This is a genomic window from Prevotella lacticifex, assembly GCF_019973375.1.
GTDB classification, from domain to species: Bacteria; Bacteroidota; Bacteroidia; order Bacteroidales; family Bacteroidaceae; genus Prevotella; species Prevotella lacticifex.
In genome coordinates this window covers 2099657-2114367 of sequence record NZ_BPTV01000001.1, presented here as the reverse complement: position 1 = coordinate 2114367, position 14711 = coordinate 2099657, and the positions used below count along the sequence as shown (strand labels likewise).

Here is a 14711-nt window from a genome sequence, read left to right as displayed (position 1 = left end):
CCGCGGCATTCGGTCACCGTCATCGCGGCATTCGGCCACCGTCATTGCGGCATTCGGCCACCGTAGGGGCGGGGTTTATCCCCGTCCTACCAGCAGCGAACAAGATTCAATACAAATGTCTCGCTGCTGATAGGGCAGGGATGAGCTCCGCCCCCTACTGTTTTTATGCAATATATTAACTATCAATGTTTTAACTTTCATCCGCACTATAACGCTAATGTCATTTGCGGACGGTCACCTTATAAAGGAATCATGATTATTTGCCGACAACCACATTATCAACTGTAAAGGAATCATGATTATTTGCCAGCAACCACATTGTCAGATGCAAAGGAAAGGAATCGTGATTATTTGCCAACAACCACATTATCAGCTGCATAGTGCGGTTGCAGCATAATGTCGGCATTGTGCCACGCCAATCCAATGTGCGCGGCTTATCCCCATCCTACGGCCACGAAAGACTTGCTGCCCTTTGCCACTACCAGCCCCAGCGGGGCTGAATCGTCAATAACCCCGGACTAAGCGAGCGATAGCGAGTGCAGTCCGGGGAATATATATGCCGACAGCCATACAATCAGTGCCTCGAAGACGCACAATAGCACGGAGTGCGCAAAAGTGCATGTGTTCCGGCGCAGTGGATAAACCCTGTGGTTTTAGTTTTTTACCAAAACCTTAAAAAACCTTTGTGCCAGCGTCAAGGGCCAAAGCCCTTTGCTGTTGCCGGGTGGTGGCTTGCGAGAGGTCTCGCCTCTGACCGCCATCAGCCGGTCAACGTCAAATCCTCCTCCGTCGGATGATGCTGCTGACACCAAGAAAAACCCCGCTCGTTCCTCGCTGGAAAACAATTTTGAGACAGTGGCATGCCTTGGTGGTAGTAGTGGCCAAGTACCCGTTTGACTATAGTCTGTCAACGCGTCAGCCTGTTTTTCAGCGAGGAACGAGCGGGGTTTTTCTTGCTGTGATGCAAGCCCGAGGAACGAAGGCTGGCGACGAGCCGCATCGGCCTGCCGAAGCTTGCTTCGGGCAAGACGGTGACGGCGAGGCACCAAAGGGCGAAGCCCTTGCAAGCGCAAGGGTTTTATTTGTTTTTGTAGAAAGTGTGGTATTCTTCTCCACCCACAGGATTTATCGGCTGTGCATGTGCTCCGCGCGTACCGCTATTCAACCTCTCCGAGGCTGGTCGTGGATGTCTTGCGTCTACGTTCTACCCCAGACTGCGGTCGCTGCGCTCGATATTGGCTGTCCGCGATCAACGAAAATTCCGCACTACCCTCCTTTCTACCCTCCTTTCTATACCCCTAAAATTTGGAATCGGATAAAATATTGTGTAACTTTGCAACGAAATAACAATTGCGGAGTATTTTGTTCTGTTTTTTCAGCTATTATTCTCAATCCTCAATGCTGCTAAAAAGGTGGATAACCTTCAGCAGATGGAGAAGAGGAGAGACCCGTTTATAAGTGAATCCAACTGAGGACAGTGATGGGTGAATAGCATTACAGCCCCCGCGCTTTCCAGATAAGCTCCTTGGCGGCATTGATCTCCTGGAATTTCTTCTCGGCAGCTTTGCGGATGTCGTCGCCGAGGGCCTCCACACGGTCGGGATGATTCTTCAGAGCCATACGGCGGTAGGCAGCCTTGACCTCTGCATCGGTGGCATCGGGGCTCACACCGAGCACCTTATAGGCATCGTCGAGACTAGCTTCGTCGCCAACGGTTTTATTAAGGTGGAGCATCGAGTCGATGTCTTCCCGGCTGATGTTGAGATAGATGCCCACCTCGCGTATTGCCGTCACCTCCTCCGGCGAGAGGGTGCCGTCGGCAAGAGCTATGAGCACAAGGAAATTAAGGAGCTGCAGACGCGTGGAGTAGTCCATGTGGAGGTTCATGTCGACGCATGCCTTGCGGATGGCCTCCTTGATTTGTGATGGTGATAGATGTTTCTGTTCGTCAAATAATTTCAGAAGAATCTCGTTGCCCTGATCCACAGCCTCACTGCCGAAATTCTGACGGAGAAACTGGCGCACGAACTCCATTTCGGAGTGCATTATCCTGCCGTCGGCCTTGATGATATAGCTGGCCAGGACCAGCATCGAGATGAGAAACGAGTTGCGGTTGCCCTGACGGGTGCGGAATTCATCATCAGAGCTGTAGCCGCCGCTAAACCCGCTGCTGAATCGGTCGCTGCTGCGATTTCCCCTGCTACGGTAGCTTCCGCTGTAGCCGCTGCGGCTCCCATCGCTTCTGTAGCTTCCGCTATAGCCGCCGTAGCCTTGACCGCTTCCATAGCCGCCATAGTCGCTACCGTCGTCTCCTCCTTGCTGATCCGAGTTTGCACCGGAAGCACTGTCGAGCATACTGCCGATGAAGAAACCAAGGAGACCGCCTAACATGCTCCCCGTGGTAATCCAACCAAGGAAACCACCTATCCATTTCGCTATTGCCATAGTCGTAATCGTTATCTGTTATTGTTCCGTTGTCGATATTATCGTTGCGTTGTAATCATCAAATAGTGTGCCAAAAATGGCACCGTCGTCATTGCGTTCTGTTCATTAAATGAGGTGGCTCCGCCGTCGTGGCTGATCCACGATTGATGAGCTTTCATTAGGGTGCAGAAAGGGCTTCTGCCACTATGATTCACTGCCGATTTATTATCGGCAGGAGCCATTCCGTGGATGGAAAACAGCGGGATGCGGTACCGCAATTGTCATAAGTTTTCGTAGTCAGGAATGTCCTGCAAGAATAAATATTTTTGATTGTCATAATCCATCCTACAGCAGTAGGTCTCGAGCCCGTTGCTGACGACGAGATAGTCGACGTGGAGCAGGAGATTGTAAACCGAAATCTGGTCGAAAACCTTCTGCGTGAGGGCTATCGACGGGGCCTTATACTCGACGATCATCAGCGGCCGGAGACTGGTGTCGTACAGCACGCTGTCGGCTCTCACCGTCTTGTCGCCAACGCGGAGCTGCACCTCGTTGGCAAGCAGCGACGCAGGGTAGCCCTTATGGTCGGCAAGGAAATGGATGAAATGTTGGCGCACCCACTCCTCAGGAGTAAGAGCCACAAACTTCCGGCGCAGAACATCGAAAATCTGGTCGCGGCCGCCGTGCTGACGGATGCTTATATTATAAGGTGGGAGATTGAGACGCTGAACTTTGAACATTGACTTTCTGACTTTTCGACGGAAAACATTTTGTTTTCATCTTCTTTTGTATTATCTTTGCAAATCATTAGATTCTGCAAAGATAATAATTATTTTGAGATATGCCAACAAAAAGCGGACCAACATACCAGCAAATAATGTCGGACCTCAAGGCCGGAAAATTCGCTCCCGTATATATCCTTATGGGGGAGGAGTCGTACTATATCGATAAAATTGCCGACTACATCGCCGACAATGCACTCCGCCCTGAAGAGCGCGATTTCAACCAGACTGTTATATATGGTGCCGACACGACAACGATGAAAATCGTCGACCAGGCTCATCAGTTTCCGATGATGGCCGAGAGGCAGGTGATTATCGTCAAGGAGGCACAAGCTCTGAGACAATTGGAGCCGCTCGAAAAGTATCTCAAAAATCCCGTAAAATCAACCATCCTTGTATGGTGTTACAAAAACGGCAAAATTGACGCACGTAAAAAGGTCATCGCATTGGCTCAGGCTACGGGGGTGGTGTTCGAAAGTAAGAAACTGCGCGACTATCAGCTGCCGGCTTTCATCGCCGACTACCTGAAAAAGAAAAATGTGAGCATCGACCAAAAGTCGGCTCAGATGATCGCCGAGCATATTGGCGCCGACCTCAACCGAATGACTTCCGAACTCGACAAGGTCATCATCAGTCTGCCAAACGACGACAAGAGGGTGACACCGGATATCGTCGAGAGGGAGATAGGGGTGAGCAAGGATTTCAACTCCTTCGAGCTGCGTGATGCCATCGTGCAGAAGAATGTTTTCAAGGCAAATCAGATTATCAAATATTTTGACACAAACCCGAAAGCGGGCTCCATCTATTCATTCCTACCGATGATCTTCAATTTCTTCCAGAATTTGATGATCGTCTACTATTCTCCGCAAAACAGAACGGAGAGTGACATCGCAAAAGCATTGGATATGAGGTCGCCGTGGGGAGCACGCGACTATGTCACCGGAAAGAGAAACTACTCGGCACGGAAGACAATGGACATCATTTCAAAGATTCGCGAGATCGACGCAAAGAGTAAAGGAATAGAAAACCCCGACACCAGTGCAGGCGATCTCATGAAGGAGCTCCTCTTCTTCATCCTCCATTAACAGCTGAAGCCCCGGTCTACAAAGGAATCGTCAATAAGGTATTGGCTACATAATAAGCATCATCTACATAGGTATCACCTACATAGGTATTGCCATTGTAGACCGATATCTTAATCTCTTTTTCATCCTTCATTAACAGCTGCCGTCTCGGCCATAGTGTTCCACTCGGGCACGGCAGCACTCCAGTCTCTCGGCATTTTCGTTTAGCTTCCGTTACTTCTGCTGCCCGTTCCCCCGCGGTTTCGTTCGGCTCCGACAGCTACTTCCGTTTTGCTTGCTGCTCTCGTCTGCCTCCCCGCAGCTCTTGCTTTTTGTTCCCGATACCCCGCCCAAAGGGGCTCAGGCACCCTCGTTCCCGCTTCGGCAACTACTGTTGTTCGGCGTTCGTGGGAGGGCTCTGACAGTGAATCGGATTTTCTGATTGGAGGGGCATGTGGCTGAACCGACTGAATTTCCCATCCGATAAGAGTCTGAAACGCTGGTTTCGCCATCTCACAATCACTGAATCTCACCCGAAAACAGCAGTAGAACAGCAGAAAAAAGTTCACTTTCGGTCGGATTTTTGCCGTTTTTGAGTCTCTTTCAACCTCTTTTTCGGCTTTCCGTGACATAGATTTTAGGGGTTAACTCGCTGTTTTTTAGTGGGGTTAATCCATTTTTACATAGCCCGAAAATCGCGTATTTGAAGGCTCCGTGGGCCGTCGCTCAGAATAAACGAGAAATGATAAAAGCGCTTGAATTTTAGGGCCTGATATTTACATTTCACAAATGTTTTCATTTAAGATTCTAATTTAGAGTTGTAAAAAGGTAAATCGGTACCCTATTATTTAGTATTGTAAACCTTAATGTTGTGATTTACAAACTGCACATAGACTTGTAAATTACGAAATCAAAATATAAATGTTAACATATAGAATATGTCTTTGTATATTTATACGTGCCGTTTATTCCCTATTAAATAGTTGGTAACCAACCTTTTATTAGATTTTATGCAAAATTATTAGTTGGGTTTAGAGTCCTTTATATGTTAAAAGCGTATATTTGCCCCGATAATCGGCTTGTATGCGTGTAAATACCTAAAGATACCCAGTTTATTGGAAAAATCCGCTTTAAAAACCCTTTGTAAAGGCTTTATCATACTAATTTAGGTTTGTAGTTATAAATCTAAATTGCTCACTCTGCGATTTAGATATGTAACAATCTTGCTTTTGATATTTAATTTCTTAAATTCTAAATTTCTTCTCATTTTATTTTGTACTCTAAAATATTCTCTTTACCTTTGTAAAATCATAGTATAATCGGTTTTGTGAACCATTTTCAGTCATAGAAGCAATGGAAGAACGTATAAAAGAGCTTATGGAGAGTCAGCACATGAACCAGCAGGTCTTCGCTGATTTTTTAGGAATTTCGTCGGCTACCCTTAGTAGCATCTTCTCTAAGCGCACTAAGGTCACCCTGAATACCATCAAGGCCATAAAGGATAAATACCCTACTCTTAACTACAGTTGGCTCATCGACGGTGTGGGTCCGATGTTCAACGATACGGGTTCATCGTCAGCTCCGGCTAAGAGTCAGGGTGAGGCTTTCATCGATTTTGGCGATGCTAATGATCCTTCCTACCCTTCTTCGTCTTCATCGGAGTCGACTGGTGATGTTCCTCCTGCTGATTCCGGTTCGTCACCGTCGCCGGCCGCTGCTCCGTCGGCATTGCGGTCTGCCTCTCCGACCTCTACAGGTTCTTCCGCTCGTGGTCAGCAACCAATGACCGCACAGGGCCGATACGGCCAAAATGGGGCTCAGAATCCGAATATAGTTACTACGAAATATATTAACAATATTCGTCGGTCTGTGCAGCAGATTTTAGTTATCTATGATGACCAGACATGTGAGACGTTCGTCCCCAAGAAGTAACTTGTTTTGAGGCTTTAGCATCTATGATATGGTCTCAGTGATGGTTGGGCTGTCAATCTTTCGTTGTCCTGCGAATGGCTCCCAGTGATGGTTAGTTAGTGAGGCTTTCATCGTTATTCGACGGCTCCCTTGATGGTTATGCGGTGAGGCTTTCATCTTTATTCGATGGCTCCCTTGATGGTTATGCGGTGAGGCTTTCATCGTTATTCGACGGCTCCCTTGATGGTTATGCGGTGAGGCTTTCATCGTTATTCGTCGGCTCCCTTGATGGTTATGCGGTGAGGCTTTCATCGTTATTCGTTGGCTCCCTTGATGGTTATGCGGTGAGGCTTTCATCGTTATTCGTTTGCTCCCTTGATGGTTATGCGGTGAGGCTTTCATCGTTATTCGTTTGCTCCCTTGATGGTTATGCGGTGGATTTTCGCCCCCTATGAAATGATTTCTATGATGGTTAGGGGTGGGTCTTCATTGTTATGGAATGGTTCTATTGATGATTATGTGTTGAGATTTTATCGAGATCAAGGGCGTCGGCTATTTGCCCGACCCATTACTGTTTTAAGTTTACGGTGATTTGCGGGGGTACCTGAGGCAAAGCATGGAGTCGCGAGTCGCGACATCCTTTATTGGTTGGCTCTGTTTTAGAGGATCCATATTTTCGAGACGATAGAAAGTTATCCCTCTTACTATGCCTTTTTCCATCCCCCTCGTGCGCAGAATGCACCTTATGTGGCGGTGTGGCGTTGTGGCGTTGTGGCGCAAGTGGCGAAACCAATCAGCAATGAACGTAACAGCATAACACCGTAACACCGTAACATAAGGTGTATTCCGATGTCGGCTAAATGATAAATGTAAACAAAGAAGAAATTATTAATCTTAATATAATATATTGATAATTAATATATTAATAATATTATAGTATTTTATAATATAAATATATTTCATTCTATAGTCTCATTTTTGGTCTTTATCGTGCCGCATGTCGGAATGCACCTTATGTTACGGTGTTACGCTGTTACGCTGTTACGCTGTTACGCAAGTGCCACACCGCCACGTTTATAGGTATCTGATGCACTGAAGAACAAAACGTAAATAAAAAGGAAGATATTTATATTAATATAAAATATTGATAATTAATATATTAAATAATATTTAGTATATATAATATAAATATATTTCATTCTATAGTCTCATTTTTAGCCTTCTTTCTGTTTCGTGACGGAAACGGCCTTACGCGACACCGCGACACCGCGACGCAAGTGGCGGAGCCAATTAGTAATGACCTTTCTCCACTTAGCAAATAGTGGTGCCTCGCAACTTGTTTATAGGTACCCTGTTTGCTCCTGCCAGTTGACTAAAGTTGTTTTGCTTTTGTGGTCGGAACCGCTACCCTGAATTAGGGTGGTGGTTTCGCTGTCCGCCCGGCAAGTGCATGTCATAATGGGTGTAAGTCTCTAAGTCGCCCTCATAGTGGGAAGGCTACAGCTAAAGCCGAGGCCCATAGATTAGTGGTTACCTCCTGCCCGATTGTTTGAAATAGCAGAAGTGATATTTATGCGCCTCATATGCGATAAATATGCCTCGCGTAAACGATAAATATGCCTCGTGTAAACGATAAATATGGAAAAGTGATGTTTATGGGTCGCAGTTAACTGATTTTAACGGCAATAAAAAGCCAAAATTTGGAATCGGGGATTATGTTTGCTACCTTTGCGCACGGAAGAGGAATCTTCTTACAACTTCTTTCACGGGCGGTCCGGCCGCTACGACAATCATAGAAGACTTGGGAGATAGGGGCCATAGGGGACGATAGGCAATCATAGGGGCCATAGGAGACGATAGGCAATAGGGAGCTATAGGCAGCGATAGGCAATCATAGGTGGAGATAGGCAATCATAGGAAGTGATAGGTATTCATAGGCAGCGGTAGGCAATCATAGGCAGCTATAGGCAATCAGATGGAGCCATAGACAGCTATAGGCAGCCATAGAAACAAGAGAAACTAAAGGAGCATAAGCACACTGGTGCGAAGATTAAGGGGAAAGATTAACGTAATCGGAAAAAAATGATTATTTTTGCATCGGAATTCGAAGACAGATAATCCGGTATCTTGCGGACAGATAATCCGCTATCTTGTGGATAGATAATCCGTTATCTCACGGACAGACGATCCGGTATCTTGTGGATAGATAATCCGCTATCTCGCGGAAAGACGATCCGGTATCTTGTGGATAGATAATCCGCTATCTCACGGACAGACGATTCGGTATCTTGCGGACAGATAATTCGGTATCTTGCGGACAGATAATTCGGTATCTGATAATTGAATTCTAGGAATTTAAAACAGATATTTAAGGTATTTCATAACAGATATTTAAGTTGAAAATGAAAAAGTATCTTCTCGATCTGACGGTTGTCTCAAATGAGCGATTGAGTGACCGCCACATTCTCCTCAAGCTTACTTCCCCGGCTGCTTTGCCAGAGATGATTCCGGGTCAGTTTGTGGAGGTGCGCATCGACCATTCGCCGTCGACATTCCTTCGCCGTCCAATCTCCATCAACTATGTTGACCGCTCGCGCAACGAGCTGTGGCTCCTTGTGGCTCTTGTGGGCGACGGCACCCGTACATTGGCGGGATTGGGCAGCGGCGATGTTGTCAACTGTCTTCTTCCATTGGGTAATGGTTTTACCCTTCCCAGCTCGTCAGACGAGAGTCTGCTGCTTGTCGGCGGCGGTGTGGGCATAGCGCCGTTGCTTTTCTTCGGTCGTGAAGCCAAGGATCGTGGTGCCCGCGTGTCGTTCCTCCTTGGTGCCCGCACGGCATCTGAGCTCTTGGAACTCGATCTGTTCAAGAACTTGGGCAACGTCTATGTAACCACTGAGGACGGCAGTGCCGGTGAGCGTGGCTTTGTTACCAATCACTCCGTTTTGAGCCGTGAGGTGTTCACCCGCATTTCGATGTGCGGTCCCACGCCGATGATGAAAGCCGTGGCTGCTTACGCCCGCAAGACCGGCACAGCCTGTGAGGCATCGTTGGAGAACATGATGGCCTGCGGTCTTGGTGCCTGTCTCTGCTGTGTGGAGAAGACCACCGAGGGCAATCTGCGGGTATGCCAGGACGGTCCAGTGTTCGACATTCAGAAACTGTTATGGTAGAAATATTGTAAAATTATTTTCTGTATTATGGCTGATTTAAATGTAAAGATAAATAACCTCCGACTGAAGAATCCGGTGATGACTGCCAGCGGTACATTTGGTTATGGCTTAGAGTTTGCCGACCTTGTTCCTCTCGACGGTATCGGCGGCATCATCGTCAAGGGCACCACCCTCCATCCCCGCGAGGGCAACGACTATCCGCGAATGGCCGAGACGGCCCAGGGCATGCTCAACTGTGTGGGTTTGCAGAATAAGGGTGTCGACTATTTCGTTAAGAATATCTATCCTCAGATTAAGGACATCGACACGAATATGATTGTGAACGTCAGTGGCAGCAGTCCAGCCGATTATGCCGAGTGTGCCCGCCGTATTGACGCTCTGGACCGTATTCCTGCCATCGAGGTGAACATCAGCTGTCCGAATGTTAAGGATGGTGGAATGGCTTTCGGTGTGACCTGTGAGGGTGCGTCGAGCGTTGTCCGTGCCGTCCGTGCTGCCTACCATAAGACGATGATTGTGAAGCTCTCGCCCAATGTCACCGATGTCAGCTCCATTGCCAAGGCTTGTGAGGCTGAGGGCGCCGACGCCGTATCGCTCATCAACACCCTTATGGGTATGGCCATCGACATTGAGCACCGCTGTCCCAAGCTGAGCATCCGCACCGGTGGCCTGAGTGGTCCTGCCGTGAAACCCGTTGCCGTCCGTATGGTCTACGATGTGGCCCATGCCGTGAATATTCCCGTGGTAGGCCTTGGCGGTATCATGACTGCTGAGGACGCTATAGAGTTCTTTATGGCCGGTGCTACGGCTATCGAGGTTGGTACGGCCAATTTCATAGATCCTACGGCTACAATAAAAATCCGTGACGGTATCAGCACTTGGCTTGACCGTCACGGATGTAAGAGTCTGTCGGAGATTATCGGTGTAGTGAGATAAGAGCGGGGTGGCTATGGCTACCGGTCCTACTACGGCCGCAGGTCTTGTTAACAAGTCTGCGGCCGTAATGCTTATTAACCGGCATTATCCGTCAGCTGGCTAATCGGCATTATCCGTCAGCTGGCCAATTATCATCACCCATCAGCTCTTATCATTCACGGATTATAGTCTCACGGTTTTATTCATGAGATAATTGTCGAGTATGACCATAGCGGCCATAGCCTCGACTATCGGTACGGCTCTGGGCACCACGCATGGATCGTGGCGCCCTCGTGCTTTCATTATTGTGGGATTGCCCTCGAGATCGACGGTGGGCTGTTCGCGCAGGATTGTAGCCACGGGCTTGAACGCCACTCGGAAGAAGATGTCCTCACCGTTGCTCAGTCCGCCCTGAATGCCGCCGCTGTGGTTCGTTTTGGTTGTTATTGTCGGTTGCTGTCCTTCGCCGTCAGCCGTGGCCACGAAGATGTCGTTCACCTCCGAGCCCCTCTTTCCGGCCATATTGAATCCGTCGCCATATTCGAAACCCTTCACGGCGTTTATTCCGAGCATTGCCGCTCCGAGCTGCGCGTGCAGTTTCCCGAATTCCGGTTCGCCGAGTCCCACTGGACATCCCTTAACGACGCAAGCCACGATACCGCCGATGGTGTCGCCCTCAGCTTTCACCTCCGCTATGAGCTCCTCCATTTCCTTTGCCTTAGCACTGTCGGGACATCTGACGATGTTTGTTTCCGTTTTCGTGAGGTCGAGACTGCGGTAGTCGCGGCCCACCGTCAGCGTTCCCACCTGCTCGGTGTAGGCCGTGATGGCTATATTCAGCTTTCTCAGTGCGAGTTTAGCCAGTGCTCCTCCCACTACTCTTGCTATCGTCACGCGTGCCGACGACCGTCCGCCGCCTCTGTGGTCGCGTATGTTGTACTTGCTATAGTAAGTGTAGTCGGCGTGCGACGGGCGGAAGAGACAGCGCAGGTTCTCGTAGTCCTGACTGTGCTGGTTGGTGTTGCGGACGATGAATCCTATCGGTGTCCCCGTCGATTTTCCCTCGAAGACCCCGCTGAGAATTTCTATTCTGTCGGGTTCCTTTCGTCCCGTCGTTATCCTGCTTTGCCCCGGCCGGCGCCTGTCGAGCTCGGTCTGAATAAAATCAATGTCGATGTCTATTCCCGCCGGCATTCCGTCGACGACACCGCCAACGGCCTCGCCGTGGCTTTCGCCGAATGTTGTCAGCCGGAATATGTTGCCAAATGTATTTCGCATTCTGTTTTCTGTTTATTATTATATCTTTCTGAGGCACACCTCGCCGTGGCAGCCGTCGGAGTCGCCTTTCGCCACGAATCCATAGCAGTTGGCATGCCTCCGGTTGAGCAGCGCGGCGTAGTATTCGCTCTGTGCCTCCACCTTTCCTCTTATATCGTCGTTACTGTCGTAGATGAGCAGTGTGCCGTCGTGCTGGGCATCGGGCCTCACATATCCCACGAAAGGCCCCGTGGTTCCGTCGCCGGCCTCGTAAGCCTCCGTGAGCGTGTAGTGCAGGTATCCGGCTTTTGTCGTGAGCTCACCGTCGGAGTACAGCTCTCCGGCCTCCTCCACGGTCATACGCTCGTCGGCAACGGGCTTCTTCTCGGGCTCGTAGTCTCTGGTGCGTATGCTGTGGACTATTGCCACTACGATGATCGCCGCGACGATTATTAATGTAGCAACCGTTGGAATCATACTCTTTTTTCTGCTCCTTTCCGTCGGTTCTACATCACCACCTCAACGATGTGCTCTCCCGGTGCGGCTGGAACGAGATTGCCCTCAACCGGTTTTCCGTCGACGGTAATGCTCTTTACGCCCTTCTCGGCGCCATGGGGGTTGGTGATATGAATCTTGTAGTTGGCGCCGCGGAATTTCCTCTCCACGGTGTATTCGCGGGCTGTCGACGGCAGACAGGGGTCGATGCGCAGACCGCGGTAGTCGGGTTTGATGCCGAGGATGAATTCCGACACCGTGTACCACATCCATGCCGCAGTACCCGTGAGCCACGAGTTCTTTCCCTCTCCCGGCCGTGGCGAGTCCTTTCCGGCCACCATCTGACAGTTGACGTACGGCTCCACCTTATGCAGGCTCTGGTATTTCTCCTCGACGTAGCTTGGCAGTATTTTCTTGTAGTGCTCCCATGCGTCGTTGCCGTGTCCGGCCACCGTCATTCCGATGATTACCCACGGGTTGTTGTGGCAGAAGATTCCCGCGTTCTCCTTGTATCCCTCCGGATAGCTCGATATTTCGCCGTATTCCACGTAGTAGTGGGTGTAAGCAGGGTTCTGCAGCACTATGCCGAACGGTGTGTCCATGCGCTCCTTGACCGATTCGAGAGCCTTGTCGCAGAGTCCCTCCTTGAGTCCGATTCCGGCCATGGTACACCATCCCTGGCTTTCGATGAAGATCTTTCCCTCGCGGTTTTCGTCCGACCCAATCTTCTTGCCGTAGAAGTCGTAAGCCCTGAGGAACCATTTTCCGTCCCATCCTGCCGTCTTCACGGCATCGCTCATGTTGTCGACGGCTTTCTGCATGCGCTGTCCCTCGGCCGCAAAGTCGAAACTGCTCAGAGTCTCACTCTTGAAGTCTGGCTTTGTATCCGCAAGCTCCTGACACAGAGCCATATAGTCGTTGCCGGTGCAGACGAAGAGCCCGGCAATCATCAGCGATTCGGCCTTTGTTCCCTCCGTCTTGTTCTCTGTTGTCTGGAAACTCTCGTTGGGGTCCCATGAGAAGCAGTTGAGATTCATGCAGTCGTTCCAGTCGGCTCTTCCTATGAGCGGCAGCTTGTGCGGACCGAGATTGTTTACGACGTGGTTCATCGATATTGTGAGATGCTCGAAGAGCGTTTTCTCCGTCCCCGGCTTATTGTCGAAGGGCACCATTTCGTCGAGAATCGAAAAGTCGCCCGTCTCCTTGATATATGCCACCGTTCCGAAGATGAGCCAGCAGGGGTCGTCGTTGAATCCCCCTCCGATGTCGTTGTTTCCCCGTTTTGTCAGCGGCTGGTACTGATGGTAGCATCCTCCGTCGGGGAACTGTGTCGATGCTATGTCTATAATCCTCTGCCGGGCCCTTTCAGGAATCTGATGTACGAATCCCACGAGATCCTGGTTAGAGTCGCGGAATCCCATTCCCCGTCCTATGCCGCTCTCGAAGAAGCTTGCCGACCGGCTCATGCAGAATGTTATCATGCACTGGTACTGGTTCCATACGTTCACCATTCTGTCGAGTTTGTCGTTGCCAGTGCTGACGTGGTATATTCCGAGCAGCCGGTCCCAGTATTCGCCGAGTTCCCGGAACGCCGCGTCGACTTTCTCTGTGGTGTCTAATTCGCTTATGAGCTGATGTGCCTTAGCTTTGTTTATAACCCTGTCGAGACCGTCCTCGCCGTAGGTTTCAGCCTTGTCGCCGCGTCCAGCTTTCTCGTCCGCCGCGTCAATCCATTTCTTTTCCTGCTCATTTTCGACGTATCCAAGTATGAAGATGAGATCCTTCTTCTCGCCCGGTTTCAGATCCACGTCGATGCAGTGGCTGGCTATGGGGCTCCATCCGTGGGCATGGCTGTTGCGCGGGAGCCCCTCTCTGACGGCATCGGGCATCGATTTCTCCGAGTACAGTCCCATGAACGTCTCGCGATCGGTGTCGAATCCGGCTATCGGCTGGTTGACGTGGTAGAAAGCGTAGTGGTTGCGGCGCTCGCGGTATTCCGTCTTGTGGTATATCGTAGAGCCCTCAATCTCGACTTCTCCCGTCGAGAAGTTGCGCTGGAAGTTCTCCATATCGGTGGCCGCGTTCCATAGGCACCACTCCTCGAAAGAGAACACCCTCAGGCTTTTCTGCTCGTTGCTGTTGTTCGTCAGCGTCATCTTCTGCACCTCGCACCACTTGTGGAGCGGCACGAAGAAGAGCACACTGGCCTCCACCCCGTTTTTCTGTCCGGTGATGCGTGTGTAGTTCATGCCGTGGCGACACTCGTAGAAGTCGAGCGGTGTGCGACAGGGCTTGAATCCCGGGTTCCACACCGTGTCGCCGTCCTTGATGTAGAAGTACCGGCCGTCGTTGTCCATCGGCACGTTGTTGTAGCGGTATCGTGTGATACGGCGGAATTTGGCATCCTTATAGAAGCTGTATCCTCCCGCCGTATTGCTGATGAGTGAGAAGAAGTCCTCATTGCCAAGGTAGTTTATCCATGGCCATGGGGTCAGCGGACTGGTTATAACGTACTCTCTGTGAAGGTCGTCGAAGTGGCCGTATCTTTCGTTGCTCATAATGAAGTTTTTTTTGGTTTATGCGCTAAGGTATGAATTTGGTTCAGTGCAAAGGTATTAATTTATTTTTATTCGGCGAAGGAAACGCTTGCAAAAAGTTGGTTTAACAACCATTAACCAATTGTGAGGCAA

Annotated in this window: 10 protein-coding genes; 5 read left to right on the top strand and 5 right to left on the bottom strand. The window is 49.8% G+C overall.

All coding sequences use genetic code 11. The features are described from left to right. Window positions 1-1494 precede the first annotated feature (1494 nt). Entirely contained in the window at window positions 1495-2445 is a 951-nt protein-coding gene (locus LDN30_RS08355; RefSeq protein WP_223926242.1) for a DnaJ domain-containing protein, read from the bottom strand. Between the two features lie 260 nt (window positions 2446-2705). Beyond that, a complete protein-coding gene (locus tag LDN30_RS08350) occupies window positions 2706-3164 on the bottom strand; it encodes a type I restriction enzyme HsdR N-terminal domain-containing protein (RefSeq protein WP_223926241.1) in 459 nt (152 codons plus the stop codon). Window positions 3165-3265: 101 nt separating this feature from the next. On the opposite strand from LDN30_RS08350, the gene holA reads away from it, so the two are divergent. From holA to LDN30_RS08325, 5 genes are all read left to right on the top strand, one after another. Further along, a complete protein-coding gene (gene holA / locus LDN30_RS08345; protein ID WP_223926240.1) occupies window positions 3266-4291 on the top strand; it encodes a DNA polymerase III subunit delta in 1026 nt (341 codons plus the stop codon). A gap of 1332 nt (window positions 4292-5623) precedes the next feature. Then, window positions 5624-6202, top strand: a complete 579-nt coding sequence (locus LDN30_RS08340; protein WP_223926239.1) for a helix-turn-helix domain-containing protein — start codon at window positions 5624-5626, stop codon at window positions 6200-6202. Between the two features lie 98 nt (window positions 6203-6300). Continuing rightward, on the top strand, window positions 6301-6636 hold the full coding sequence (locus LDN30_RS08335) for a hypothetical protein (protein ID WP_223929224.1): 336 nt from the start codon (window positions 6301-6303) through the stop codon (window positions 6634-6636). 1947 nt (window positions 6637-8583) lie between these two features. After that, on the top strand, window positions 8584-9354 hold the full coding sequence (locus LDN30_RS08330) for a dihydroorotate dehydrogenase electron transfer subunit (protein ID WP_223929223.1): 771 nt from the start codon (window positions 8584-8586) through the stop codon (window positions 9352-9354). Window positions 9355-9381: 27 nt separating this feature from the next. Further along, window positions 9382-10290: a dihydroorotate dehydrogenase gene (locus LDN30_RS08325; protein WP_223929222.1), complete on the top strand. Its 909-nt coding sequence runs from the start codon at window positions 9382-9384 to the stop codon at window positions 10288-10290. 162 nt (window positions 10291-10452) lie between these two features. Here the strand turns inward: LDN30_RS08325 and aroC are convergent, their stop codons facing one another. From aroC to LDN30_RS08310, 3 genes are read right to left on the bottom strand one after another with little or no spacing between them, the layout of a single operon-like run. After that, on the bottom strand, window positions 10453-11547 hold the full coding sequence (aroC, locus tag LDN30_RS08320) for a chorismate synthase (RefSeq protein ID WP_223929221.1): 1095 nt from the start codon (window positions 11545-11547) through the stop codon (window positions 10453-10455). Between the two features lie 18 nt (window positions 11548-11565). Then, entirely contained in the window at window positions 11566-12003 is a 438-nt protein-coding gene (locus LDN30_RS08315) for a hypothetical protein (protein WP_223929220.1), read from the bottom strand. A 29-nt stretch (window positions 12004-12032) separates the two neighbouring features. Further along, window positions 12033-14579, bottom strand: a complete 2547-nt coding sequence (locus tag LDN30_RS08310; RefSeq protein WP_223929219.1) for a glycoside hydrolase family 94 protein — start codon at window positions 14577-14579, stop codon at window positions 12033-12035. Between the last annotated feature and the right edge of the window lie 132 nt (window positions 14580-14711).

Coding starts and splice junctions, on each gene's coding strand:
- LDN30_RS08325 (WP_223929222.1), top strand. CDS start 9,382: ATGGCTGATTTAAATGTAAAGATAAATAACCTCCGACTGAAGAATCCG.
- LDN30_RS08330 (WP_223929223.1), top strand. CDS start 8,584: ATGAAAAAGTATCTTCTCGATCTGACGGTTGTCTCAAATGAGCGATTG.
- LDN30_RS08310 (WP_223929219.1), bottom strand. CDS start 14,579: ATGAGCAACGAAAGATACGGCCACTTCGACGACCTTCACAGAGAGTAC.
- LDN30_RS08340 (WP_223926239.1), top strand. CDS start 5,624: ATGGAAGAACGTATAAAAGAGCTTATGGAGAGTCAGCACATGAACCAG.
- LDN30_RS08350 (WP_223926241.1), bottom strand. CDS start 3,164: ATGTTCAAAGTTCAGCGTCTCAATCTCCCACCTTATAATATAAGCATC.
- aroC (WP_223929221.1), bottom strand. CDS start 11,547: ATGCGAAATACATTTGGCAACATATTCCGGCTGACAACATTCGGCGAA.
- holA (WP_223926240.1), top strand. CDS start 3,266: ATGCCAACAAAAAGCGGACCAACATACCAGCAAATAATGTCGGACCTC.
- LDN30_RS08355 (WP_223926242.1), bottom strand. CDS start 2,445: ATGGCAATAGCGAAATGGATAGGTGGTTTCCTTGGTTGGATTACCACG.
- LDN30_RS08315 (WP_223929220.1), bottom strand. CDS start 12,003: ATGATTCCAACGGTTGCTACATTAATAATCGTCGCGGCGATCATCGTA.